This window comes from Streptomyces sp. NPDC044719 (genome assembly GCF_056433405.1).
Genome location: NZ_JBWKHE010000011.1, coordinates 122,066 through 145,848, shown reverse-complemented (window position 1 = coordinate 145,848; position 23,783 = coordinate 122,066). Strand labels below are relative to the sequence as shown.

The window sequence follows — 23,783 nt, the reverse complement described above, 5'->3', positions numbered from 1 at the left end:
CCCGGGATCTGACCGGGGGCCCGTACGCCGTGTGATCAGACCTGCGCCCGCTCCTCGACGACCTTCTGGATCTTCGCGATGGCCTCGTCGAAGGGGATGCCGTTCTCCTGGGAGCCGTCGCGGTAGCGGAAGGACACGGACCCGTGGGACATGTCCTCGTCGCCCGCGATGACCATGAAGGGCACCTTCTGCTTCTGGGCGTTGCGGATCTTCTTCTGCATCCGGTCCGAGGAGGAGTCGACCTCGACGCGCAGGCCCTGCCGCTTGGCCGCCGCCGCGAACTTCTCCAGGTACTCGACGTGCGCGTCACCGATCGGGATGCCGACCGCCTGGACCGGGGCCAGCCACGCCGGGAAGGCGCCCGCGTAGTGCTCCAGAAGCACCGCGAAGAAGCGCTCGATCGAGCCGAACAGCGCGCGGTGGATCATGACGGGGCGCTGCTTGGCGCCGTCCGCGCCCGTGTACTCCAGGTCGAAGCGCTCCGGCAGGTTGAAGTCGAGCTGGATCGTCGACATCTGCCAGGTGCGGCCGATGGCGTCCTTGGTCTGGACGGAGATCTTCGGGCCGTAGAAGGCGGCGCCGCCCGGGTCGGGCACGAGGGGCAGGCCCTGCTTCTCGGCGACCTGGCGCAGCGTCTCCGTGGCCTCTTCCCAGGCCTCGTCCGAGCCGACGAACTTCTCCGGGTCCTTGGTGGAGAGCTCCAGGTAGAAGTCGGTCAGGCCGTAGTCGCGCAGCAGGCCGAGGACGAAGGTGAGCGTCTTGTCGAGCTCCTCCGACATCTGCTCGCGGGTGCAGTAGATGTGCGCGTCGTCCTGGGTGAAGCCGCGGGCCCGGGTCAGGCCGTGCACGACGCCCGACTTCTCGTACCGGTACACGGTCCCGAACTCGAAGAGGCGCAGCGGCAGTTCACGGTAGGAGCGCCCGCGCGCGTCGAAGATCAGGTTGTGCATCGGGCAGTTCATGGGCTTGAGGTAGTAGTCCACGCCCTCGTCGAGCTGCATGGGCGGGTACATGCCGTCGGCGTACCAGTCCAGGTGGCCCGAGGTCTCGAAGAGCTTCCCCTTGGTGGCGTGCGGGGTGTAGACGAACTCGTAGCCCTCTTCCTCGTGGCGGCGCCGCGAGTAGTCCTCCATGACCCGGCGGATGATGCCGCCCTTGGGGTGGAAGACGGCGAGGCCGGAGCCGATCTGCTCCGGGACGGAGAACAGGTCCAGCTCGCTGCCGAGCTTGCGGTGGTCTCGCTTCTCGGCCTCGGCGAGGAACTCCAAGTGCTGCTTCAGCTCGTCCTTGGTGGGCCAGGCGGTGCCGTAGATGCGCTGGAGCATGGGGTTCCTCTCGCTGCCGCGCCAGTAGGCGGCCGCGTTGCGCATCAGCTTGAACGCCGGGATGTTCCGGGTGGAGGGCAGGTGGGGGCCTCGGCAGAGGTCCTTCCAGCACAGCTCGCCGGTCTTGGCATCCAGGTTGTCGTAGATCGTCAGCTCGCCGGCGCCGACCTCGACGTCCGCGCCGTCGGCGCCATCCTGAACAGCGGCCGAGCCCTTGAGCCCGATCAGCTCCAGCTTGTACGGCTCGCCGGCCAGCTCCTCGCGAGCGGCCTCGTCGGTGATCGCGCGGCGGGCGAACTTCTGCCCGCGCTTCTGGATCTCCTGCATCTTCTTCTCGATGGCCTTGAGATCCTCGGGCGTGAACGGCTTCTCGACATCGAAGTCGTAGTAGAAGCCGTCCTTGACGGGCGGGCCGATGCCGAGCTTGGCCTCGGGGAAGAGCTCCTGCACGGCCTGCGCCATGACGTGCGCGGTGGAGTGGCGCAGGATGTTCAGGCCGTCCTCGGAGGAGATCTCGACGCCCTCGACCTCGTCGCCCTCGGACAGGGCGTACGACAGGTCCCTGAGCTCGCCGGCCACACGCGCGGCGATGATCGAGCGCTCGCCGGCGAAGAGCTCGGCGGCCGTAGTGCCCGTCGTCACCACGCGTTCTTCCCGCTCGGAATCGCGCTGGATGATCACACGGACGTCTGACACCGGTCTCTCCTGACTGAAGGTGGGGCTGCGGCGCCATACGGGAGCGCGCACGAGTATGGATCGTACCGACCCCGGGCCACCGACCGCGAAATCAGTCCTCGCGGTCCCCGCCATCGCCTCCGCAGGCCTCCTCGAAGAAGGCCGCCATCCCGGCGTTCTCCTGGAGGGCCTTCATCAGCCGGTCCCGTTCGGCGTCGTCGACCTGCACCGGTACGACGCCGTGGGCGCCGGTGAGGCGCCGGAAGCCGCCCCGGCTCTCCAGCCGGCCCTGCACCCGCACCGGCAGTCCGACGAGGTGGGCGTGCCCGGCGATCCGGTAGCCCTCCTCGTCCAGGGTGATCCGGACGTTCGGGACCTCGGCCCCGGCCAGGACCCGGAGCCGGACGGTGCCCTCGCCGCGCGGCCCCGACCTGCGCAGCCGCACCACCGCTCCGGTGATCCGTACCGGCACGGCGGGTTCCTCGCGCAGATAGCGGGCGCCCGCCTCGCGCAGGACCGGCAGGTCGCCGGGCGAGAACTCGACGGGCTCGGCGGAGGGCGCGCAGCCCTCGGGCACACCGGCCGCCGGGGCCCACTCGACGGCGATCCGGGCGCCCTCGGTGCCCCGGACCAGAGCGACGAGGGCCTCGGTGAGCTCGTGGCTCACCCCTGCCTCGACCGCGGCGTCGAAGGCGTCCATGCCGCCTGTGGCGCGCTGGTAGTCGATGGCCTCGCGGGCGGCGTACAGCGCCTGGTGGAGGCGTACGGCGACCGGGCGGCCGCCGGCGACGGGCACGAAGGCGGTGAGCCGGCCGTCGGCGGCGGAACCGACGAGGACGTTCTCCAGGGACGCGGCGGCGGAGCGGCGGTGGCGGGCGCCGTGATAGCCGGCTCGCGCGCGTGCGGCGAGGGCCGCCGCGAGCAGCATCCGGCGGGCCGCGGTGCGCAGCCGGTCCTCGACGATCCAGGGCGCCGCACCGGCGGGCCCGGCGGGGACGTCGTGCCACCAGCGGATCTCGTCACTGGGCACGGCGAGGGAGACGAGGACCTCGCGGGCGGAGGGCGATCCGCTGCGGGACAGGGCGAGCAGGGCCTCGCCGAGGAGGTCGTCGCTGTCGGGAAAGGCACGGGTCTCCGGCACCAGCAGGCTGGTGCCGCTGCCGCCGGGGCCGGGCGGGGTCCAGCGGCCGTAACGTCCGTGGGCGCCGCCGCGCCGCAGCCAGCCGTGCCGGCGCAGCAGGGCGCTCAGCACGGCCGGGTCGACCTCGCGGGGCTCGGGCGGGGGGCCGCTCCAGGAGTCGACGGGGTGGGGCCGCACGGCCCTCAGTGGCTCCTCGGTCGGGCGGTGCGTCACGGTTTCCCTCCCGTCCCGACCCGCGTCATGATCTCGCACAGGGCCCGGTCGTCGAAGATGCGTGCGGTCGGTATGCGCACGGTGGTGCGGCCGCGGCCGGTGATGGGCTGGCCGGCGAGGTTGGTCCAGTAGCAGCAGTGCCTGAGGTCGAGCCGGTCGTGGCCGGCGCGCAGCCAGTCGTCCTGGGAGCGCGGCACCAGCATCACCACCAGGATCTTGTGCACCGACACGGGTGTGCGGGCGAGTTTCGCCAGGTGGGCGTTGTCGAGCGTGAAGGAGAAGGTGCGGCCCGGCGGGTTGGGCGGCACCTGGTAGGTGGCCTTGAGCTGCACCTTGATGGTGACCTCGTCGTCGACCGTGTGCCCGGGGGCGCTGTGGCTGACGTGCCAGTCGATGCCGTTGTCGGGAAACGGCTGGGACAGCGAGCAGCCGGCGGCCGCCGCGACGGCGTGCAGATAGCCGACCTGCAGTGTCTCCATGCAGGCGGTGGTGGCGAGGGTGCCGCGGGAGGGAGCCGTGCGCTCGGGCAGCAGCCCGCCCCGTTCGGGCTGCGCAATGGCCATGGCCAACAGCCTTCCAGAACAAGTGATTCCCCGTGGCGGGCCGCTGAACTGCAACGACCCGTACTCCTGTTGTCTCCTTCCGGCGTAGTACGCAAACAGCCCGGGTATCACCGAATCGGGCAGCGGACGGTGCGTCAACTGCCGAGGGTGAACGAGGGGTTGTGTGGCTATGACGACGTGCTGGTACGAGGGGGCGCTGGCCGCCTTCGACACGGAGACGACGGGCGTGGACGTCGAGACCGACCGGATCGTGTCGGCCGCCGTCGTCGTCCAGGACGCCCCGGGCGTCCGGCCGCGGGTCAGCCGCTGGCTGGTGAACCCGGGTGTGCCGGTGCCCGCCGAGGCGACGGCGGTGCACGGGCTGACGGAGGAGCACCTGCAGCGCAACGGCCGGTGGCCGGCGCCGGTGATGTACGAGATAGCGGAGGTGCTGGCCGAGCAGGCCCATGCCGGCCGCCCGGTCGTGGTGATGAACGCGCCGTTCGATCTGACCCTGCTGGACCGGGAGTTGCGCCGCCACCGCGCCTCGGCCCTGGACCGCTGGTTCGAGCCGGCCCCGCTGCTCGTGCTCGACCCGAGGGTCCTGGACAAGCATCTGGACCGTTACCGCAAGGGCCGTCGCACGCTGACCGATCTGTGCGCGCACTACGGCGTCACGCTGGAGGGCGCGCACGACGCGGCGGCCGATGCCGTGGCGGCGCTGGAGGTCACCCGGGCGGTGGGCCGACGGTTCGCGTCCCGGCTGGAGCGGCTCGCCCCCGGTGAGCTGCACACGCTGCAGGCGGTGTGGCACGCGGCGCAGGCCCGGGGCCTCCAGGCGTGGTTCGCGCGCAGCGGTGTCGAGGAGTCGGTCGACCCGGCCTGGCCCTTGCGTCCGGACCTGCCGGCGGCGGCCTGAGCACCTGGGGTCCAGGTACAAAACAGCCGGTCCGTCTGAGACGGACCGGCTGTTTCCGGTGGGCGATACTGGGTTCGAACCAGTGACCTCTTCGGTGTGAACGAAGCGCTCTCCCACTGAGCTAATCGCCCGGGAACGGACTGAACAATACAGGCCCCGGCACGTTTCCTTCAAACCGCTTCGAGGTGCCTGACGAGTCCGCGCCGCCCGGACCGCATCATCAGCGCGTGGTTGGCGCGGAAGACGGGCCGTCCCGGTACGGCGAGCCTCCTCAGCAGCGGCTTGGTCACGCTCACGACCTGGTCGTACCGCGCGAGGCTGCCCGCCCCGAGCGGCGTGACCGTCCAGCGGGCCCAGCCCTCGATGTCCCCGGACAGGGCGGTCTCCAGCACACCGGCCGCGGGGTCGCGCCGCACCTCGCGTGCCGTGAAGGTCATGTCGTACGGCAGGACGGAGCGGATCCGGATCACGCCGGTGGTCTCGTCGAGCCGGGTCACCTGCCGGACCTGGCGCCACCAGCGGGGGTAGTCCTCGGCCCGTTCCAGCACCTCGTAGACGGTGGCGGGCGTCGCGGTCAGGGGCCACAGACTGCGGAAGCGGTAGTGGTTCCAGTCCATGCCCGCAGTCTGCCCGCTCCTGGTGGGGGCCTGTCTGAGTACGCGCCTGAGTATCCGCACTCATGCCGTACGGGGTGACGCGGACCACACTGCCAGGCATGACGCACCTTCCGCCCCCGGCCGAGGAGTTGCGGCTCCTCGATGCCGAACTCCGGCAACTGGACGCCCGCAGGGCCCAGTTGCTGACACGTCGCGCCTGGCTGGTCGCGACCCTGCGACGGGCCCAGCAGCCGCTGCCGGTGGCATGGTCACCCACGGCACCGCCCCGCCCGGAGACCGCCGCGCCCAGCGTGCAGAACGTCCTCCTGGTCCTGGGCGGTGTGCTGCTCACGCTCGCGGCCGCGGTGTTCACGCTGGTCAGCTGGGGCAGCATGGGCATCACCGGGCGGGCGCTGGTGCTCGGCGCGGTCACGCTGGCCGCGCTCGCCGGGCCCGTGCTCCTGCTGAAGCGAGGGCTGCGGTCGACGGCCGAGTCCGTGGCGGGGCTCGGGCTCGCCCTGACCGTCCTGGACGCGTACGCGCTGCACGAGGCCGCCCTCACCGGAACGGACGGGACCGGCTACGCCGCGGCCGCGTCAGCGGTGCTCGCGGTGATCTGGTCGGCGTACGGCCTGCTTCCGGCCACGGCCGCCCTGCGGCTGCCCCTGCCCTCCGCCCTGGCCTCGGCCCAGTTCCCGCTGCTGCTGTGGGCCCTGGCCGTCGATGCGGGTCCGTACGTGATCACGGCCGCGCTGCTGGTGACGGCCGGGCTCGACACGGTGGTGGCGCTGCGGGTGACGGCCGGGGCGGTGCGGATCGCCGCTGTCGTCGGTGCGTACGGCATGGGCGGCTGGGGCGTCCTGGCCGCGGGCTGGCTGTCGGCGGCGGCGGACACTCCGGGTGCCGCCGCCCGAGCCGGCGGGCTTCTCCTGCTCGCGGCGGCGATCGCCCTCGGCGCGGCTTGGCGGGCCCCGGGTACCCGGCACTCCCTCGGTCTCGCGATCACCTCGGGGCTGCTCACCGTGGGCGCGTTCGGTGGGGTCGCTCGCTCCGGACTGCCGTCGGAGTGGGCGGTTCCGGCTCATCTGGTGTGCGGCATGGCCCTGTTGGCGGCGGTGCGGGCCGTGCGGCTGCCCGAGGCGATACGGCGGGGGTTCGTCTGGGCCTCCGGCGTCGTACAGGCGCTGGCGCTGCTGTGGACGCTGCCCGTCGTCGCCGTGGTGCTGCTGGGACCGGCCGGCTGGGTGGGCCGCGTGTGGAGCGGTGCTCCTTCGGACGCCCGCGCCGCGGTGACCGTCGAGGCGCCCTGGCCTCCTGACTCGGCGGCGGCTCCCGTCGTGACGGTCGCCGTCGCGGCCGTTCTCGCCCTGGCGATCCGTACGGAGCCATGGCGTGCGCGGGCGCGGCTCGGCGCGCTGGGACTGCTCTGGGCGACGGCGCTGATGCTTCCGGCGGTCCTCGGGGTTCCGTACCTCGCGGGGATGTCGGCCCTGGGGGTCATGACGGCGGCCGCGCTGTACGTACGCCGGGCCGCGGTGCCGGCCGCGCGACTCACCGCTCTCGTCCTCGCCCTGGTCACCTCCGTCAGTCTCGCCCTGACCGCTCTCGCCTCCCAGACCGCCACCCTCGCGGTGCTGTCCTTGCTGGTGGCGGTGTTCGCCGCGGCCTCATGGCAGGCGGGCCTCGCCCCCGTCACGGCTCCCGCCGCCCTCGTGTACGCCGCCGCCCTGGCCTCGGCCACCGGTGCCGCCGCGGACTGGCCGCCTGCTGGAACCGCCCTGCTGGTCCTGGCCGTCCCCGTGTCCGCAGCGCTGCTCGCGGCGCGTCTCGGTGAGCACCGGGCGACTCTGCCGGTCGAGATCGTGGGGGCCGCCACCGGCCTGCTCGCCATAGGCCTCGCCGTCACCGATCCGCCGCTGCTCGCCCTGGCGCTGGCCCTGTGCGGAGTGATCGCCGCGGGCACGGCGCTCCGTCCCGACCGCCGTCCCGTCGGCTATGCGGCCACGGCCCTGTTCGTGCTGGCCGCCTGGGTACGGCTGGCCGCCTGGGACGTCGGCACACCCGAGGCCTACACGCTCCCGGTGACCGTGCCCGCACTGCTCGTCGGCGCCCTGCGCCGGCGCCGCGATCCGCGGGCGTCCTCCTGGACGGCGTACGGCCCCGGACTCGCCGCCACCCTCCTGCCGAGCCTCGTCGCGGCCTGGGCCGACCCGCACTGGACGCGACCGCTGCTGCTGGGCACGACGGCGCTGCTGGTCACTCTGCTGGGAGCGCGGCACCACCTCCAGGCGCCGCTGGTGCTCGGCGGCTCGGTGCTGGCCCTGGTCACGCTGCATGAACTCGCCCCGTACGTCGTACAGGTGACGGGCGCGCTCCCCCGCTGGGCGCCTCCCGCCCTCGCCGGGCTCCTGCTGCTCGCACTCGGGGCGACGTACGAGCAGCGGATCAGGGACGTCCGGCGGGTGCGGGAGGTTCTGGGCAGGATGAACTAGCCCCCGGTTACGGCATCTTGTCGCCCACCAAGGCCAGGTTCTGGATCGCCGCCAGGCCGTACAGCGCCGTGGCGTTGGTGGACACCCAAGCCGCCTCGCTGCCGGGGACCAGGCCGGTCGGGCCCTCGATCTTCTTTGTGGACCAGTCGGTGGACTCCTTGTAGTCCCAGGTGTCGGCGCTGTTGTAGAACTGCCGCCACGCCCGGGCGGCCAGCTTGTCGTCGCCCGTCTGGACGGCGGCGTAGGCGTCCTGCCGGGAGTGGCCCTGGAAGAGCAGCAGGGAACCGAAGTCGGAGCCGTAGCGGGCCTTCTGCTCGGCCTTGGTGGCGTTGAAGTAGCGGCAGTAGTCGAGCCACGCCTCCTTGAACTTCGGCATGTCGATCTGGTCGATCAGCTCGGCGCACAGCTCGACCAGGCCGAACATCGCCGAGAGGTGCGAGACGCCGACCTTGGCCTCCTTGGCCACGGCGAACTTCCCGGTGTCCAGGTCGTACAGCGCGTTGCCCTGGACGAAGCCGTTGGGCTGGGCGGCGATGGTCTCCATGGTGGACAGGACCCTGGCCTTGGCCTTCTCCCACTTGGGTCCGCGCCGCTCCCACTCGGTGAGCCAGGCGGACACCAGGCCGCTCCAGTCGGTGCCGAAGCCGATGGACAGGGCGTTGCGGTCGGGCGTGTACGGCTCGGTTCGGATCTTGCGGATGGGGTCGAGGACGAGGAACGTCTCGTCGGAGTCGACGTTGGCGTGCATGAGGTCGCCGACGCGTTCGTCCGCCGTGAGGAAGTAGTAGTAGCGGCGATAGGTGGTGTTGGCGATGCGCTGCTGCTTGGCGCTGTCGGCGTAGTGCTGGACACCGTGCCGGGTGCCGAGGCCCGCCCATTTGCCCAGGTGGTAGACGTCGACCTCGCCGGTGTGCCGGGTCATGGCCTCGGCGAAGCGGAAGATGTCGGCGCGGCCGGAGCGCATGTAGGCGAACCAGAGCCACAGGTCGGGTGAGAGCTCGGAGTTGTCCCAGGCGTAGCCGCCGACGTCGTAGCACCACTGGTGACGGCTGGGGTCGTAGCTGTGCATGATGTCGCCGTAGTCCCAGAAGCCGTACCAGCGGCGCTGCTCCACCTGGTCCTTGTAGTAGGTGAAGAGGAAGTCGAGGTGGTCCTCGATCTTCGCCTTGGCGCTGGTGGAACGGTCCGGCGCGGAGAACAGCTTGCCGAAGACGCCCGCCTTGATGAGCTGCTGGGGCGGGGCGGCGAGCTGCGGCGGGGTGCGTACGGCCTCTACCTGCTGGGCCATCGCCTCGGCTCCCGGCGTGGAGTCGTGAGCCCAGAACAGGAGTTCGCTGGTGCGGGCGATGCCATAGGGGGTGCCGAACTGGGGTTCGTAGTCCTCGTAGGTGATGTTGAGGCCTTCGAGCTGCTCGGGGTAGGTGTCCTGGCCCATGCCGTCGTGGTAAAAGCGCAGGTCCATGGGCTGCGCCTCGGGCGACCAGAGCCAGAGGGTGACCTCGGCCGTGTCGGTCTGGGCGTCGCGGATGTCGAGCTGGGCGGGGAACTTCTCCCAGAAGTCCCGCAGGCCGAAGGCGAATCCGCCGCTCGCGCCGCCCACGTACCCGAAGCCGCTCGCCCGCCGGCCGCCGCCCGCTCCGATCCAGCCGTGGCCCTTCTTGGTGCGCTTGCGGACGGTGAAGCCGTCGGCGGAGAGCTGGGAGAGGGTGTAGTCGCCCCACTCGGGGATGTACTGGAGACGGGTGGTGACCCGCTGGTCCCAGGTGGCCGGGTCGGGCAGCTTCTTGCCCTCGAACTGGGCCGTGCGGACGGCCGCCCCGGGGTCGCGGCGCAGTCCGGTGATGCCCTTGACGGCCTCGCGGAGCAGGCCGGTGCCGTCGCCGCCGATGCGGATGTGACGGTCGTAGGCCTGGTCCCGCATCGGCACCTGGAAGCGCACGCCGAGCCCCCGTATGAAGTCGCCGCTCGCCTTCGCGGGCTCCTGCGTGCCGTCGAAGGTGAGAGTGTGGACCATGCGGAAGGAGTCGGCGCCCGCGTAGAAGTAGAGCCGGATGGAGAACGGCAGCCAGCTGCGGCCGCCCTTGCGGTGCTTGCCGTCGATGCGGACGACCGCGCGGACCGGGCCCTCCTGCTCGACCTCGACCTTGGAGATGGCGCCGTCGAAGCGCTCGGTCTTGACCGCGCCCTGGTCCTCGTCCTCGATCTCGGGCTGGCGGATCAGCACGAGCCGGCCGTTCTTCGCGATCTCCGTCGAACCGCGGCTGACCGACTTGACGATGGTCGAACCGGACTTGCCGATCTTCGCCGTGATGACGCCGGTCGAGATGTCGATGGTGCCACCGCTCTTGCCGACGGTGACCTTCTTCTCGGGGGCGGCGGGGGTGCCGGCGGCGAGGGTGAGCTTGCCGTTGCCCGAACCGACCGCGTGGGCGGTCCACTTGAGGGAGCCGTCGGGCCAGTAGGCGATCGGCCAGGACTGCACGGGAACGGCCTTGCCGTCCGCGTCCGTCAGCGCGAAGGTCTGCTCCTTCTCGTAGGCGCCCTTCGGCCAGGGGACGCCGACGGTGGAGCCGGGGGCCGCGCCGAGTCCGCCGTCCTCCAGCCAGTCGAGGGTGACCGGGTCGGCGTCGGCCGGCTCGGCTCTGGGGGCGGCCTGCGCGTCCTGCGCCCCCAGAGCCCAGCTGAACTGGGCGGCGGCTCCGGCGACGGCCGCCGCCTTGAGGAGGGACCTGCGGGGGATGGGAGACATAGAGATGCTGCCTTTCCTAGTCCGTTCCTAGCGGGAAGCAATTCCGTGCGCTGGTCAGGGGCATGGCAGTGGGAGGTGCGGCGCCGGGGGCGCCGACCTGGGGTTGGGGCACCGCCGGTCAGCGGTGCCGGTACCGCTCCTCCACGGCGACGGCCGCCGCCGCGACGGCCCCGAGGACCGGGACCCCCAGCGGCGCGACGAACCACGCGGACAGGGCCACCACGGCCAGTCCCGCGACGATCAGAAAGGACCCGGCCGGGTCGAGAACCGTCCGCCGCCAGGAATGCGCGAGCAGCGTCCGCCACCGGACCTCCGGCTCCCAGACCGCCGCCGCGCGCAGCCCCGCCACGACGACGGCGATCAGTGCGACGACCCCGACCGCTCCGACGAGCGGCCCGCCGGGAATCCCCGCCCGGGCCGCCTGGACGTCCACCCAGACCGCGGCCACCGCCGCCCACCCGGCGAGCCCGGCGAGCCACCCGCCGTGCAGAGCCCTCCGGAAGTCGGCGACGAACTCCCGCCACCCACCACCCTCGTGCGCGGTACGGCGCCGCAGATGCCGCGCGCCCGCGGCGAACGCGGCCGCATAGGTCACGACCCCCAGCGAGGCCACCGCGATCCACACGCCGGTCAGCAGACACTCGGCGAACACCGCGAACCGCTCGGCGAACACCGACTCGCCCCGCGCCTTCACTCGGGTCCCGGCCATGCTCACCTCAGCCCTTCAGACCCGACGTGGCCATGCCGTCGATCAGATAGCGCTGGAAGGCGAGGAAGAAGGCGAGGACCGGCAGCAGCGCGACGAGCGACATGGCGATCATGCCGCCGTAGTTGGCCAGCCCTTCCTGGTCGACGAACATCTTCAGGCCGAGCGAGACCGTGTACTTGTCGGGCTCGTTGAGGTAGATCAGTGGGCCCATGAAGTCGTTCCAGGCGTTGATGAACGTGAAGATCGCACTGGTGATCAGGGCCGGGCGGCACAGCGGCAGCATGATCGACCAGTAGATCCGCAGGTGCCCGCAGCCGTCGAGCCTGGCCGCCTCGTCGAGCTCCTTGGGCAGGTTGCGCATGAACTGCACCATCAGGAAGACGAAGAACGCCTCGGTGGCCAGGTACTTCCCGAGCAGCAGCGGGGTGTAGGTGTTGATCATCTCCATGTTGCGGAACAGCACGTACTGCGGGATCAGCAGCACGTGGTACGGCAACAGCAGGGTGCCGATCATCAGCGCGAACAGCAGATTGCGGCCCGCGAACCTGATCCTCGCGAAGGCGTACGCCGTCAGCGAGCAGGACACCAGGATCCCGATCACCGAACCGACCGCGAGGAACAGTGAGTTGAGGAAGAACGTGGAGATCGGGATGTCGGCGATGCCGTCGGCGAGGCTGGTGTAGTTGGAGAGGACCGGGTCGCCCGGGAAAAGATCCAGGCTGCCGACGACGTCCTCGCTCTTCTTGAACGAACCGCCGAGGACCCAGATCACCGGGTAGAGGATCACCGCGAGGATCAGAAGGGAACCCAGGTGCCAAGCGAGGGAACCGGGCAGTTTGTGCCGCGAAGTCGAGAGACCGGCGGAGCTCATCACGCGCCCTCCTCGTAGTGCACCCAGCGCTTCTGGGACCAGAACAGCACCGCCGTCACCAGGGCGACCGCGACGAGCAGCATCCAGGCCATGGCGGAGGCCAGGCCCATCCGGCTGTTCTCGAAGCCCTGGACATAGAGGTAGCAGGTGTAAACCATCGAACCGTCGGCCGGACCACAGGCGTTGCCTCCGGCGCCGCCACCGACGATGTATGCCGAACTGAAGATCTGGAAGGAGTGAATGGTCTCCAGCAGGACATTGAAGAAGAGAACCGGGGAGATCATCGGCAGCGTGATGTTCCAGAACCGCCGCATCTTGCCCGCCCCGTCGACCTCGGCCGCCTCGTACAGCTCACGCGGGACCTGCTTGAGGCCGGCCAGGAAGATCACCATGGGTGCGCCGAACTGCCAGACGGTGAGCGCCACCAGGCTGTAGATAATCATGTCGGGATCGCCGGTCCAGCCACCGACGTCGATCCCGAAGCTCTTCTGCATCCGGTCCACGATGGCGTCGTCCGAGAAGATCGCCTTCCACACGATCGCGATGGAGACGCTCGCCCCGATCAGCGACGGGGCGTAAAAAGCGGCCCGGTAGAAGGCCTGCCCGCGCCGGCTCTGGGCCAGCAGCAGGGCCACCCCGAGGGCCGCGATCAGCTTCAGCGGCGTTCCCACGGCGACATACCACAACGTCACCTGCACCGAGTGACGCCAGCGCGGATCGCCGAACATCTCCGAGAAGTTGTCGAGACCGATCCACTTGGGCGCGTCGAACAGGTTGTAGTCGGTGAACGCGAAGTAGAGCGAGGCGACCATCGGACCCGCGGTGAGGAGCAGAAAGCCCGCGATCCACGGGGACATGAAGAGATAACCGGCCAGGTTCTCCCGGCGCCGCCGCCGCTTGAGGGCGGCGGGGCGCGCGGGCTTCACCGGACCGTGCCGCGGCTCGGAGCCCTTGTCCTTGGACAGGCCCTCCATCGCAGGGGCGTGTGTCACGGTGGTTCCCATCAGGTGCCGAGAGCCGTCTTCGACTCGGTGAAGAACTGCTTGACGGCCTCGCTGACCGACCGCTTGCCCAGGGCGAGCTCCTCGGCGATGCGCAGGAACGCGGCCTCACAGATGTCCGCGCCGTTCGGGTGCGGTGTGATCGGCTCCAGGACACCGGCCTTGACGAGGGACTCCTCGTAGGCGGCTATCGCCTTGTTGACCTCGTCGGTCGGCTGGTACGCCTCGTACTGGGCCTGCGTCGCCGGCACACCACGGTCGTAGCCCATGATCTTGGCGACCTCGGGGTCGTGGACCATGAAGTCGATGAACTGGGCGACTTCCTTGGGGTGCTGGGTGCGCTTGGAGGCGCTCAGCATCAGCGAGCCGAGGTACTGGCCGGTCTTCTTGCCGTCCGTGGTCGGGATGGGGGCGAGACCGTACTCGCTCTTGCCCTCGGAGGTGTAACGGACCGTGAAGTTGTCCCAGGTGAACTCGCCACCGGCCAGCTCGGCCGCGACCGCCGACTTGGGCTTGTTCTGGACGACCTTCTTGGCGTCGGCGTAGATGCCGTCCTTGATGCCCTTCTCGGCCTTCGTCCACCAGTCCGTCAGATCGGCCTCGGTGAAGCCGAGCCCGTCCGTGGTGAAGAACGCCTTGCCGTTCTGACGCAGGTACAGGTCGTAGAGGTACATGACGCCGTACATGCCGCTGTCCCCGGCGCGGCCCGTCTTGTCGCGGATCTTCTTCATCGCCGCGTCGAAGTCGTCCCAGGTCCAGCCCTGCTCGGGCTTGACGCCGGCCCGGGTGTAGACGGGCTTGTCGATGACGAGGGACATCGAGTTGGAACCGACCGGAACACCGAGCAGCTTGCCGTCGATCTCGCCGAACTTCTCCAGACCGGCCCGGAATCCCTCCATCCGGAGGTTGCCCGCCTTGGCCTGCTCACTGAGATCGAGCAGTACGTTCTTCGCGTCGTATTTGCGGAGGAAGCCGATGGCATTCTGGAAGACGTCCGGCGGATTTCCGCCGGAGGCCTGGGTGTTGAACTTCTTCCAGAAGTCGAGATAGGGCTGGAAGTCCGTTTTCACCTTGATCTTCGGGTGCTTCTTCTCGAAGAGCGCGATGGTCTTGTTGATTCTCTGGGCGCGGTCCTCCGCACCCCACCACGCATAACGGATCGTCACCGTCCCGTCGGCGGAGGCCCCTCCGTCGCCACCGCAGCCGGTCGTCGCGGCCAGCCCCAGCGTGGCCGCCGTGGCCCCGGCCGCCTTCAGGACCGTACGTCTCTCAACATTCCTGCCGTTCACCACGGTTGGACCTCCCCGCGCGTCGTCCCGCTCGCATGAATCGTTTCAAGTAAGCGCTTGCTGGCACAAGGTACGGAGGGGCTGAGAGTGCGTCAATGATTCGGACAAGAATTTCTTACCGAGCGGGTCGGGGGTGGATCGGGACGACGAGGCGGCGGCGAGGGCCGGGCGGTACGACGTTGCTGGTGAGGTGTGTGTGGTCGAGTGGGCGAACGAGGGAGACCCGGTCGTGCGGGTTTCGGGGGCGACCGAAAGACGACGGTGGGGTCGAGAGGAGGGGAGGGACTAGATCCGGCCACGAGATGGCTGAGGCAAGGCGCCCGAGCCGGGCGCGAAGCACTCGGCGTTGCGACAGAGGCGGGGTGGGTCCGCAGCCCGGCGGAACGGGGTACCGCTGCGCCCACCCGTGCCGCCCCTAGCGGCACGCATGCCCGCAGCGGGGGGCGGATGGCGGCAGCCACGACGCGCCCGCACCCGCCGGATCACGGCAGGGGACGTGTCGGGGGGTGTCCGCCCGCAGCGGTTGTCGCGTCAACGAACAGCCAGTCGGCGTGAGACCCCATCGCGACGTTCCGAGGACGGACACCCCCCGGCGCGGCCCCGACCCACCACCGGCGAGTAGGCGCTACGCGCACCCCCACCCACCCCCGCAGGCCGCCGCAGGCAACGGCCACACAAACAACAACGGCCCACCCGCATAACCGCAGGTGGGCCGTAGATCCGGTGGGCGATACTGGGTTCGAACCAGTGACCTCTTCGGTGTGAACGAAGCGCTCTCCCACTGAGCTAATCGCCCGGACGCAGGAAGAACATTACCCCATGTCAGGGGGTGCCTGTGACCAGCGCGAGGCCGCCCCCGGCACCCCCGCGCGACTCACTGGTCCTTGATCTTCCACGGCATGACTATGCCGAACTTCCACAGGTAGATACCGACCAGTACGGCCACGATCACCAGCCCGATGGTCGTCAGGATGATGTTCCGGCGCCGCACTCTGGGATCAAGGGCGCGCTGCGCCGCCTCGGTGACCTTCCGCTTGGTCCAGCGGAGCACCAGCTGCGCCCACACGAACTCGGTCGCCCAGATCGCCATGCCGCCGAAGATCACGACCCAGCCCGGCCCCGGCAGGGGCAGCATGATGATGCCGGCCACCACGACCGCGAGCCCGATGATGAAAACCCCGACCTGCCAGCTCACGTGCAGCGCTCGGCGCGCTTTGATGAATTCCGGTGCCCGCGAGCCAAGCCCCCGCTCTTGCTCGCTGCGCACCTCGTCCGTCCCCGTCTCGTCCGACGCCACGGCCACCTCGCCCGGCTCGTTACTCCCCGTATTCATACGGCCAAACACTACCCGAGCGAAACCAGTCACCGGAATGGACGCACGACGCGAACGATCTCTCGGCCGGAAGAGTTACGTAAAGGCACGCAAAACACTCAGAGGGGTTTACAACGGCACCGTAGGTGGCATGTCGATTTCGCCGACGTGCGAATCCCCGAGCGCACACTGAGCGAAAGGCCCTGGCGCTTATGAACACCACGGTCAGCTGCGAGCTGCACCTGCGCCTCGTTGTGTCGAGCGAGTCCTCCCTGCCTGTCCCCGCAGGCCTGCGGTACGACACGGCCGACCCCTACGCCGTGCACGCCACCTTCCACACCGGAGCCGAGGAAACCGTCGAGTGGGTGTTCGCCCGCGACCTCCTCGCCGAGGGACTTCACCGCCCTACCGGCACCGGCGACGTCCGCGTCTGGCCGTCGCGCAGTCACGGCCAGGGCGTCGTGTGCATCGCCCTGAGCTCACCGGAGGGCGAGGCCCTGCTCGAGGCCCCCGCACGGGCCCTGGAGTCCTTCCTGAAGCGGACCGACGCCGCCGTGCCGCCCGGCACGGAGCACCGGCACTTCGACCTCGATCAGGAGCTCTCGCACATCCTGGCGGAAAGCTAGGGCGAGGCCCTCACAAAGCCGCCCGGCGCCGTCGACTCGGGGAGACGGCTCGGGCTTGGACAACCCCATACGGGACACACCGGCGCCGGTGCCGCGGATGACGCGGAGCCGGCGCCGGTCCATGTGTGCCGGCGGGGAGATCGGGGAGGCGGCGGGACGATCGTCGTCACTGTCGGTAAGCGGGAACCATGGCGGGCCCGGCGGCGTTCTATTCGAAGCCATGTGCGGGCATGAGGGCCGTCCGGTGGGTGCGGAGCCATTACCATCGGCCAGCATCGGCGGGCGCCTGCCCGACCCCCAGGCCAGGGAGCGAATCGTGCTGATCACCCACGACACCCGGTGCGCCCTCGACACCGTGGTCGATCTGGTGAACACCGCACCGGAGGACGACACGGCAGCGGACGGGCTGCCGGACGTGGCGACGCTCACGGACTTCGTGAGCAACCACGAGATCAGCGACGTCGGCGTGCTCTCGGAGTTCGACCTCTCCGCGGTGCGGAAGATCCGCGGGCGGTTCGCCGCCGTCTTCGCCGCCCCCGACGCCAGGGCCGCCGCCGGAGTGATCAACGAACTGGTCGCGGCCGCCGGCACCACCCCCCGGCTCACGGATCACGACGGCTACGACTGGCATGTGCACTACTTCGCACCGGGTGCCTCCGTCGCCGACCACCTGGCGGCCGACTGCGGGATGGCGCTGGCGTTCTTCGTGGTCGCCGGCGAGCAGGAGCGGCTGCGGCGGTGCGAGGCGCCCGACTGCCGCCGTGCCTTCGTCGATCTCTCCCGGAACCGCTCCCGTCGCTACTGCGACAGCCGCACCTGCGGCAACCGTCTGCACGTGGCGGCGTACCGGGCGCGCCGCAAGGAAGCGGCGGGCTGACAGCCGTCTCCGAAAACATGAAGCTCGGAAGACAAGCTCGGAAAATCCATCGATGCCGACGCGGCCCCGGCGGGTGACGCCGGGTACCGCGGGTACGGCTCACAGCCACAGCAGATCGTGCAACGAGGCCATGAGCAGCAGACACCCGATCACCGCAAGGAAGATCATCAGCGGTGGCTGGGAAAGGGCGAAGAGACAACCACGTGGCTCGTCCTGCGGCGGCGCGGGGTCGCTCTGTCTCGTCGTGTCCAGCATCTCGCGGCGATGATGGCGCAGTCGCCCCACCCGGCGCGATCAGCGCCCTCGTTCCGTGCGGGAGTGCGCTGATTCCGTGAGGTCCGGTTCAGGTTGTGATCATTTCCGCGCACCCTCGGACCCACTGTGACGATTCAGCCCGGCGCGGGGCCGGCCGTCATATGCCGTGCTTCTTGAGGATGGCCTCGATATCGCTGAAGTCGTCCTCTCCCCGGGACGCCGCCGCGGGCCGGGCGGCCGCGCGGGAGCCCTGCCCGCCCTGCCCCAGGGAGGGCGCCGAGGCCGCCGGGGCCACCGCCTCGGGCCCGGCCGCCGCGCGGGCCGCTTTACGCTCCTTGCGGGTGCCGCCGCGGCGGCGCTCCACGACGCGGGTGGTCGCGAACAGCGCCCACGCCAGGCCCAGCACTCCGAAGCCGGCCCAGGCGGTCGGGCTGAACGCGGTGTCGGCCAGCCACTCGATGACTCCCGTCATCACCAGGCCGATCGGCACGAGTGAGTACGCCGCGATACGCGCCGCGGCGAGGAAACGCTTGCGGTACGCCGTGATGGCCGCAATGCCCAGGCCTGCCGCGGACACGGCGGAGCAGACGGTCTCGGCAATCATCCGGTCCTCCAGGCGTGGCACGGTCGGGCAGGGGCACTTCGTCCCTTCCATCCTGCACCCGCCGCACCCCGGCGGGCCATGCCTCGCCCCTACATCAGGGAGATCTCCGGGTCGCCTCCTCCGCGGGTGCAGGTGCAGGGGCTGGAAGACTGTCGGCATGAGCGACTCATCCCCTGCCCCCTCCACCACCCCCGTCCTCGAGATCTGGTGCGACCTCCAGTGCCCGGACTGCCGCACCGCGCTGGACGACCTCCGATCGCTGCGCGCCCGCTACGGCGACCGTCTGGAGGTGCGGCTGCGGCACTTCCCCTTGGAGAAGAACAAGCACGCCTTCGCCGCCGCCCAGGCCGCGGAGGAGGCGTGGGAGCAGGGCCGGGGATGGCCGTACGCCGAGGCCCTGCTGGGACGAGTGGAGGAGCTGACCCGTAAGGGAGAACCCTTCCTGGTCGAGTTGGCCGGCGAACTGGGCCTGGACGCCGAGGAGTTCGACACCGCGCTGATCGACGGCCGGCACATCCTGATCGTGGACGCCGACCAGGCCGAGGGCAAGGCGATCGGCGTGACCGGCACCCCGACCTACGTCATCGACGGCGAGCGGCTCGACGGCGGCAAGAGCCAGGAGGGGCTGCGCGAGCGGATCGAGGAGATCGCGGACCGGCTGCTGGCGGAGCAGGGTCAGGGCTGACACGGCCCCGCCGGACTCCTACAACAGTGGTTTGTACATGGCGTACAGCTTCGTCTCGTAGCCGAGTGACTCATAGAGCCGTTCGGCCGGGTCGTTGCCGGCGAAGACGTTGAGGCCGATGGTCCGCCTGCCCTCGGCGATCGTCCGGGCCTCGGCCAGCAGCATGAGGGTGCGGCCGTGTCCCCGGCCCCGGTGGGCGGCGTGGGTCTCGACGTCGAAGACGAAGGCATCGTCCTGGCGCACCGCGAGCCACAGCTCGCCCACCGGTGTCCCCTCGTGTTCGACGACGCTGATGAACGTGCCCGGGGTGGCCAGGCCCTCGGGCAGCAGGGCGGCGTGGTCCCGCTCCGACTTGGCCCGGGCCTCGGCCTCCGGCATGCCCCGCGCGATCCAGCTCTGCGCGTAGTCCTCGTGGCCCTTCTCCAGCCAGGGGCCGAATTCCGCCTCGGTCATGGGCCGGGCACGGCTGCCCTGCGGCAGCTGCGGCGGGGTGTCGCCGAGCGACTTCTCCATGCCGCGGTTGCGCACGACGTAGCCGAGCGCGGTGGCGAGCCGGAACGCGGGCCCGGCGTCGGCGGGCACCGCCGCCTCGATGCGCCGGCAACCCCAGCCGCGCGCCACCTCCTCGGCGGCGAGCGCGGCCACCGTGCCCCGGCCGCGTCTGCGGTCCGGTTCCTCGATGCGCAGCTTCGTGATCCGGGCCACCGCGTCGCCGAACACGGGATGCGTGCCGAGGTGTATCGCCCCTACGGGACGGCTGTTCACACACACCTGGAAGCGGCGTGAGCGCGTCCCGTCGGCGTTCTGCTGAAGCGGCTCGGTCGGCCGCAGGGTCGTGGTCATCAGGGGTGTTCTACCCGCAACAAGGCCTCGGGGCAGCCGAATATGGGAGGGCTGTCAGGGATCGAGGTCGTGCCCGGAGCGCTCGTCGAAGATCCGCATGGCCTTGGCGGTCACCGGGCCGGGCGCGCCCGGCAGCTCACGGTCGTCGACGCGGTGCACGGCCTGCACGTCCCGCAGCGTGGACGTCAGGAAGACCTCGTCGGCCCGGTCCAGCACGTCCAGCGGCAGATCGGTCTCCCGGGCACCCGTCCACGCGATCGCCAACGCGCGCGTGATGCCCGCGAGGCAGCCCGAGGCCACCGGCGGGGTGTGGATCTCGCCGTCGAGGACGACGAAGACGTTGGACCCGGTGCCCTCGCAGAGCTGTCCCGCCGTGTTGCCGAACAGGGCCTCGGACGCGCCCCGTTCGCGGGCGCGGGCGAGGGCCACGACGTTCTCGGCGTACGAGGTGGTCTTCAGGCCGGTGAGCGCGCCCCGCTCGTTGCGGGTCCAGGGGACCGTGATCACGGCGGTGGAGTCGGGACGCCGGTGGGTCGCTCCGAGGGCGACGACGAGGGTAGGGCCGTGCTCGCCGCGGTCGGAGCCGAGCGGGCCGTGGCCGCCGGTGTAGGTGATCCGGAGGCGGCCGAGCGGCGCGGGGTTGGCCTCGAGGACGGCGGCACAGGCGCGCCGCACCTCCTCGTGGTCCGGGTCCGGCAGGCCGAGGCCGCGCGCCGACCGGGTCAGCCGGTCGAGGTGCCGGGTGAGCGCGAACGGCCTGCCGTCCACGGCCTTCACCGTCTCGAAGATGCCGTCTCCCACGGTCAGTCCGTGGTCGAAGACGGAGACGCGGGCGGACTCGCTGTCCTGCAGCCCGCCGTCGAGCCAGATCTTCACGTCAGGTCCTCTCCACTCACCTCATACCCTCCCGACGCTATCGCGAGCAGCCGGGCGGCCTTCAGCTCGGTCTCCCGCCACTCCCCCTCGGGATCCGAGCCCCAGGTGATGCCGGCGCCGGTACCGAAGCGCAACACGCCGTCGGCCCGGTCGATCCAGAACGTACGGATCCCGACGGCCAGCTCACCGACCCGCCGGTCGGCGTCGACCCAGCCGATGCCACCGCAGTACGGCCCTCTGGGCGCCGTCTCCAGCGCGTCGATGATCCGCAGGGCGCTCGACTTGGGCGCGCCGGTGACCGATCCGGGCGGAAAGGCCGCGCCGAGCAGCTCGGCCCAGCCGGCCCCCTCCTCCAGCTCCCCGCGGACGGTCGACACGAGGTGGACCAGCCCTGGATGCTTCTCGACGGCGCACAGATCGGGCACCGTCACACTGCCCGTGGCACAGACCCGCCCGATGTCGTTGCGGACCAGGTCCACGATCATCACGTTCTCGGCGTAGTCCTTCTCCAGCAGGTCCGCCTCGGTGCGGCCGGTGCCCTTGATGGGCCCGGACACTACGACCCGTCCCGCACGCCGCAGGAACAGTTCGGGCGACGCGGTGGCGATCTCCACACCGTGCCCAGGCAGGCGGATCGTTCCTGCGTACGGCGCCGGGTTGCCGCGGGCCAGCAGCGCGGTGAGGGCGTCCACGTCGGCGCCGGGCGCGACGGGCGCGGACAGCACGCGGCACAGATTCGCCTGGTAGACCTCGCCGGCCGCGATGTGCTCGCGGATCCGCCGTACGGCCGCCGTGTACGCGGCGTGACCGAGCGAGGACGTCCAGTCGCCCGCCGCCGGCGCACGCCATGCGCCGGGCACGGGGGCGGGCACGGGCCGCTCCCGCACGTCCCTGAAGCGGGCGCAGGTCAGACGGCCCTCGAAGTCGGCGCAGACGGCCCAGAAGCCGCTGGATTCCAGGGCTTCGGGATCGTCGGTGACGTCGAGGAGCCCGGTGGCGACGCGGTCGCCGAAGCGGGCCAGAGGAGGGAGCTCGGACACGCAGTCGAGTCTATGGCGGTGTCCTGGGAGTGACCGGAGGATGTCCCTCCCGGAGGCTCCGCGGCATCCCTGAGCAGGGGAAGCGCAGCACGCTGCACAAACGCGTTTTTGTGCTGGCCCCGGAATCCGCTAGAGTTCAACACGTCGCCGGGCCGCGAGAGCGGGCCGGAAACGACAAGCGGACGTAGCTCAGTTGGTAGAGCGCAACCTTGCCAAGGTTGAGGTCGCCAGTTCGAACCTGGTCGTCCGCTCGCAGGAACAGGGGGCTTCCCGGCCCCCTACACTCCTGGTGGAGTGGCCGAGAGGCGAGGCAACGGCCTGCAAAGCCGTCTACACGGGTTCAAATCCCGTCTCCACCTCCAAGGACGATTAGCTCAGCGGGAGAGCGCTTCCCTGACACGGAAGAGGTCACTGGTTCAATCCCAGTATCGTCCACTGGATCTGCTCGAAGATCCGAACCCGCGCGATTAGCTCAGCGGGAGAGCGCTTCCCTGACACGGAAGAGGTCACTGGTTCAATCCCAGTATCGCGCACGCAGTGCCCATGATCCGCTACACCTGGTGGTCATGGTCCCCGAGGACGATTAGCTCAGCGGGAGAGCGCTTCCCTGACACGGAAGAGGTCACTGGTTCAATCCCAGTATCGTCCACACCACACAAGAGCCCCCGGCCATTAACGGCCGGGGGCTCTTTTCGTGTCGCGGCACGGGTCACGACACGCGCGTCACGACACGCGCGTCACGACGAGAACAGCATGTGCCCGAAGCCCTTGTTGCGGTGGTGACCGTGGTGGCCGTGGCCGCCGTGATGACCGTGACCGCCGTGCGGGGCGCCCCAGGCGGGGGCCGGAGGGGCGGGGTAGGCCTGCGGGGCGGGCGGGGGCGGCGGCGCGCCCTGGGACCACTGGGACTCCAGGCGGGTCAGCGACTCCAGCTCGCCGTAGTCGAGAAAGATCCCGCGGCAGCCGCTGCACTGCTCGATCTGGACACCGTTGCGGTTGTACGTGTGCATGGGCGCACGGCACTTCGGACACTGCATGGTGGTTCAACTCCTCGCCGGTCGGTCCTGCTTCGTGTGTCGCCAGGACAGACTCTGTCCCGCCATGGTCGGTTGCACCCTACTTCGCGTGCTCCTGCGCCAACTGCGGCGGGAGGGTAGCCATTCGGTCACAGGCCTCCACGACGGACTGCTCCACCTCGTCCAGGTCGCGGCCGGCCGCTGCCGCCTTGGCGACGGCCCGGGCCGCGGTCTGCGCGGTGAGGGCACGGGCGGGGACGTCGAGAACGGGCCAGGGGTCGCCGTCGGCGGGCACGGCCGGGCCACCGGCCTCCCGGTAGGCGGCGAGGAAGCGGGCCCATTCCTCGGGCAGGAGGAGTCCGCAGGCGTACCAGGCGGCGGGGCGCGCGAGATCCCAGGCCGGGACGCCGACGCCGAGGTCGTCGACGTCTATCAGCAGCCAGGGGCCTTCGGGTGCGGGGTGGCGTATGAGCTGGCCCAGGTGGAGGTCGCCGTGGCAGAGGGTACGGGTGTCCGGCATCGGGGCCTCGGCACGGGCCCAGGCGGGGAGGGTGTCCCAGGCCCGCAGGACCGGGGCCGCGGCGGGATGCGGGGCGGCGTTCCGGAGCTTGTCGATGGCCCGGGCCGCCTTGGCGGGGCCTCGCATGGCGGGGAGGGCGTCGGGGGCGGGGGTGCGGTGGAGCCGGGCGAGGAGTGTGGCGGCCGCTTCCCAGGGCGCGGCGTCCGGGTCGTCCGGGTCCACGGGGGTTCCGTACGGCCAGAACGTCACGAGTCTGCCGTGCAGGTCGGCCGGGGTGGGAGTGAGCGGTGCCAGGAGGATCTCGGGGTGACGGGCGGCGACCTCGAGGCGGCTGGTCAGTTCGGTGGGGTCGGACTCCGGGGGGTGGGCCTTCGCGACGGTGCCGGCGTGGCGGACGACCGTCGCGTCGGGGCGGTCCGCGAGGGTGGCTGTTCCGCAGGGGCAGGCCGACGAGCGGGTGTGGGCGGTCGCTCGGGCCTTGGCGGTCAGGTCGGCCAGGAGGGGGGCGGGGGTCACGGGGTGAGGGTACGGGCAGGTGGGGGCCGGGCCGTAGGGGCTGTCGGCTTCAGGTGCTCGGCGTTGGCGCTGAGGTCGGGTGGGTCCGCAG

The 23,783-nt window shown here is 70.6% G+C and carries 22 protein-coding genes and 7 tRNA genes; 10 read left to right on the top strand and 19 right to left on the bottom strand.

Features of this window, described 5'->3' with window-relative positions:
• Positions 1-35: 35 nt before the first annotated feature.
• The 3 genes from thrS to AC07DF_RS36425 form a co-directional block, all read right to left on the bottom strand.
• Positions 36-2,021, bottom strand: coding sequence for a threonine--tRNA ligase (gene thrS / locus AC07DF_RS36435; RefSeq protein ID WP_478981016.1), 1,986 nt, complete (start codon positions 2,019-2,021; stop codon positions 36-38).
• A gap of 91 nt (positions 2,022-2,112) precedes the next feature.
• Positions 2,113-3,354 carry a hypothetical protein gene (locus AC07DF_RS36430; RefSeq protein ID WP_478981014.1) on the bottom strand — a complete coding sequence of 414 codons (1,242 nt, stop codon included), beginning with the start codon at positions 3,352-3,354 and terminating at the stop codon, positions 2,113-2,115.
• Positions 3,351-3,917: a DUF4365 domain-containing protein gene (locus AC07DF_RS36425; protein WP_261684048.1), complete on the bottom strand. Its 567-nt coding sequence runs from the start codon at positions 3,915-3,917 to the stop codon at positions 3,351-3,353. Before AC07DF_RS36425 ends, AC07DF_RS36430 begins: the two co-directional genes overlap by 4 nt.
• Before the next feature lie 169 nt (positions 3,918-4,086).
• Between AC07DF_RS36425 and AC07DF_RS36420 the strand changes: the two genes are divergently transcribed.
• Entirely contained in the window at positions 4,087-4,815 is a 729-nt protein-coding gene (locus AC07DF_RS36420; RefSeq protein ID WP_215122594.1) for a 3'-5' exonuclease, read from the top strand.
• Between the two features lie 59 nt (positions 4,816-4,874).
• Here the strand turns inward: AC07DF_RS36420 and AC07DF_RS36415 are convergent.
• Together AC07DF_RS36415 and AC07DF_RS36410 are read right to left on the bottom strand one after the other, a co-directional pair.
• A tRNA-Val gene (locus AC07DF_RS36415) sits at positions 4,875-4,946 on the bottom strand.
• A 39-nt stretch (positions 4,947-4,985) separates the two neighbouring features.
• On the bottom strand, positions 4,986-5,432 hold the full coding sequence (locus AC07DF_RS36410) for an SRPBCC family protein (RefSeq protein WP_478981011.1): 447 nt from the start codon (positions 5,430-5,432) through the stop codon (positions 4,986-4,988).
• A 62-nt stretch (positions 5,433-5,494) separates the two neighbouring features.
• Here AC07DF_RS36410 and AC07DF_RS36405 point away from each other — a divergent pair, with 62 nt between their 5' ends.
• Entirely contained in the window at positions 5,495-7,903 is a 2,409-nt protein-coding gene (locus AC07DF_RS36405) for an SCO7613 C-terminal domain-containing membrane protein (RefSeq protein ID WP_478981009.1), read from the top strand.
• A gap of 7 nt (positions 7,904-7,910) precedes the next feature.
• Here AC07DF_RS36405 and AC07DF_RS36400 read toward each other — a convergent pair whose 3' ends face one another.
• From AC07DF_RS36400 to AC07DF_RS36370, 7 genes are all read right to left on the bottom strand, one after another.
• A complete protein-coding gene (locus AC07DF_RS36400; protein ID WP_478981007.1) occupies positions 7,911-10,652 on the bottom strand; it encodes an exo-rhamnogalacturonan lyase family protein in 2,742 nt (913 codons plus the stop codon).
• Between the two features lie 118 nt (positions 10,653-10,770).
• On the bottom strand, positions 10,771-11,361 hold the full coding sequence (locus tag AC07DF_RS36395; RefSeq protein ID WP_478981005.1) for a hypothetical protein: 591 nt from the start codon (positions 11,359-11,361) through the stop codon (positions 10,771-10,773).
• A 7-nt stretch (positions 11,362-11,368) separates the two neighbouring features.
• On the bottom strand, positions 11,369-12,232 hold the full coding sequence (locus AC07DF_RS36390; RefSeq protein ID WP_478981003.1) for a carbohydrate ABC transporter permease: 864 nt from the start codon (positions 12,230-12,232) through the stop codon (positions 11,369-11,371).
• Complete coding sequence (locus AC07DF_RS36385) at positions 12,232-13,236, bottom strand: carbohydrate ABC transporter permease (protein WP_478981001.1); 1,005 nt, start codon at positions 13,234-13,236, stop codon at positions 12,232-12,234. The genes AC07DF_RS36390 and AC07DF_RS36385 overlap by 1 nt, the downstream gene beginning before the upstream one ends.
• Positions 13,236-14,525 carry an ABC transporter substrate-binding protein gene (locus AC07DF_RS36380; protein WP_478980999.1) on the bottom strand — a complete coding sequence of 430 codons (1,290 nt, stop codon included), beginning with the start codon at positions 14,523-14,525 and terminating at the stop codon, positions 13,236-13,238. The genes AC07DF_RS36385 and AC07DF_RS36380 overlap by 1 nt, the downstream gene beginning before the upstream one ends.
• A gap of 721 nt (positions 14,526-15,246) precedes the next feature.
• Positions 15,247-15,318: transfer RNA gene (locus tag AC07DF_RS36375), tRNA-Val, on the bottom strand.
• Between the two features lie 78 nt (positions 15,319-15,396).
• Positions 15,397-15,855, bottom strand: coding sequence for a TIGR02611 family protein (locus AC07DF_RS36370; protein WP_478980997.1), 459 nt, complete (start codon positions 15,853-15,855; stop codon positions 15,397-15,399).
• A gap of 191 nt (positions 15,856-16,046) precedes the next feature.
• On the opposite strand from AC07DF_RS36370, the gene AC07DF_RS36365 reads away from it, so the two are divergent.
• Both AC07DF_RS36365 and AC07DF_RS36360 read left to right on the top strand, forming a co-directional pair.
• Entirely contained in the window at positions 16,047-16,460 is a 414-nt protein-coding gene (locus tag AC07DF_RS36365) for an SsgA family sporulation/cell division regulator (protein ID WP_004002642.1), read from the top strand.
• Positions 16,461-16,776: 316 nt separating this feature from the next.
• The gene (locus AC07DF_RS36360; protein WP_478980995.1) at positions 16,777-17,337 is read left to right on the top strand and encodes a CGNR zinc finger domain-containing protein; all 561 of its coding nucleotides are present in this window, start codon (positions 16,777-16,779) and stop codon (positions 17,335-17,337) included.
• A 99-nt stretch (positions 17,338-17,436) separates the two neighbouring features.
• On the opposite strand, the gene AC07DF_RS36355 is transcribed toward AC07DF_RS36360, so the two are convergent.
• Both AC07DF_RS36355 and AC07DF_RS36350 read right to left on the bottom strand, forming a co-directional pair.
• Entirely contained in the window at positions 17,437-17,592 is a 156-nt protein-coding gene (locus AC07DF_RS36355) for a hypothetical protein (protein WP_382497674.1), read from the bottom strand.
• Positions 17,593-17,749: 157 nt separating this feature from the next.
• The gene (locus AC07DF_RS36350; protein WP_478980992.1) at positions 17,750-18,196 is read right to left on the bottom strand and encodes a hypothetical protein; all 447 of its coding nucleotides are present in this window, start codon (positions 18,194-18,196) and stop codon (positions 17,750-17,752) included.
• Positions 18,197-18,353: 157 nt separating this feature from the next.
• On the opposite strand from AC07DF_RS36350, the gene AC07DF_RS36345 reads away from it, so the two are divergent.
• On the top strand, positions 18,354-18,881 hold the full coding sequence (locus tag AC07DF_RS36345; protein ID WP_478980990.1) for a DsbA family protein: 528 nt from the start codon (positions 18,354-18,356) through the stop codon (positions 18,879-18,881).
• A gap of 18 nt (positions 18,882-18,899) precedes the next feature.
• On the opposite strand, the gene AC07DF_RS36340 is transcribed toward AC07DF_RS36345, so the two are convergent.
• The 3 genes from AC07DF_RS36340 to AC07DF_RS36330 are packed head-to-tail and all read right to left on the bottom strand — an operon-like array spanning position 18,900 to position 21,640.
• A complete protein-coding gene (locus AC07DF_RS36340) occupies positions 18,900-19,724 on the bottom strand; it encodes a GNAT family N-acetyltransferase (protein WP_478980988.1) in 825 nt (274 codons plus the stop codon).
• A gap of 54 nt (positions 19,725-19,778) precedes the next feature.
• Positions 19,779-20,600, bottom strand: coding sequence for an aminotransferase class IV (locus AC07DF_RS36335; protein WP_478980986.1), 822 nt, complete (start codon positions 20,598-20,600; stop codon positions 19,779-19,781).
• On the bottom strand, positions 20,597-21,640 hold the full coding sequence (locus AC07DF_RS36330; RefSeq protein ID WP_478980984.1) for a chorismate-binding protein: 1,044 nt from the start codon (positions 21,638-21,640) through the stop codon (positions 20,597-20,599). Before AC07DF_RS36330 ends, AC07DF_RS36335 begins: the two co-directional genes overlap by 4 nt.
• A gap of 178 nt (positions 21,641-21,818) precedes the next feature.
• Between AC07DF_RS36330 and AC07DF_RS36325 the strand changes: the two genes are divergently transcribed.
• The 5 genes from AC07DF_RS36325 (at position 21,819) to AC07DF_RS36305 (ending at position 22,289) form a co-directional block, all read left to right on the top strand.
• Positions 21,819-21,891 (top strand) — tRNA-Gly (locus tag AC07DF_RS36325).
• Between the two features lie 37 nt (positions 21,892-21,928).
• Positions 21,929-22,002, top strand: a tRNA-Cys gene (locus AC07DF_RS36320).
• Between the two features lies 1 nt (position 22,003).
• Positions 22,004-22,075, top strand: a tRNA-Val gene (locus AC07DF_RS36315).
• Positions 22,076-22,101: 26 nt separating this feature from the next.
• Positions 22,102-22,173 (top strand) — tRNA-Val (locus tag AC07DF_RS36310).
• 44 nt (positions 22,174-22,217) lie between these two features.
• A tRNA-Val gene (locus tag AC07DF_RS36305) sits at positions 22,218-22,289 on the top strand.
• An 88-nt stretch (positions 22,290-22,377) separates the two neighbouring features.
• Here the strand turns inward: AC07DF_RS36305 and AC07DF_RS36300 are convergent.
• Both AC07DF_RS36300 and AC07DF_RS36295 read right to left on the bottom strand, forming a co-directional pair.
• On the bottom strand, positions 22,378-22,677 hold the full coding sequence (locus AC07DF_RS36300) for a TFIIB-type zinc ribbon-containing protein (protein ID WP_193480248.1): 300 nt from the start codon (positions 22,675-22,677) through the stop codon (positions 22,378-22,380).
• A 79-nt stretch (positions 22,678-22,756) separates the two neighbouring features.
• Complete coding sequence (locus AC07DF_RS36295) at positions 22,757-23,692, bottom strand: phosphotransferase family protein (protein WP_478980981.1); 936 nt, start codon at positions 23,690-23,692, stop codon at positions 22,757-22,759.
• Positions 23,693-23,783: the final 91 nt, after the last annotated feature.